The organism is Faecalibacterium sp. DFI.5.82 (assembly GCF_029076575.1).
Classification (GTDB): domain Bacteria; phylum Bacillota; class Clostridia; order Oscillospirales; family Ruminococcaceae; genus Faecalibacterium; species Faecalibacterium duncaniae.
Genome location: NZ_JARFIS010000205.1, coordinates 1 through 341, shown reverse-complemented (window position 1 = coordinate 341; position 341 = coordinate 1). Strand labels below are relative to the sequence as shown.

Genomic DNA, 341 nt, shown 5'->3' with positions numbered 1-341 from the left:
CGCCATTGGCATAGCCAATTCCCAGGCGAATGCGACCGGCTTTTTGATGATGCCTGCTGAGTCGATCGATTACGTCGTTGGCAACCTTGATGATACCCTGCTCAATGTCTTTTTGACGGCTGAGATCTTTAGGCATGACCTGTGAACTGCTCCAGCTGGGATTTTTAGGGGTCAGCCGTACGCAAAGATCAGTGCGGTCAATACCCCAAGCCAACGCGTAAAGATGAGTACCGGCAATGCCAAATTCATGCTTGAGCCAATGAGGATCGGTATGAGCTAGATCGCCAACGGAATTAATGCCTAAAAGATTTAGTTTCGCAGCTGTTTTTTTACCAATACTC

The 341-nt window shown here is 48.1% G+C and carries 1 pseudogene; it reads right to left on the bottom strand.

Annotation, left to right across the window (positions count from 1 at the left end):
• A pseudogene (locus tag P0G09_RS16255) lies at positions 1-341 on the bottom strand (hypothetical protein); the annotation flags it as partial.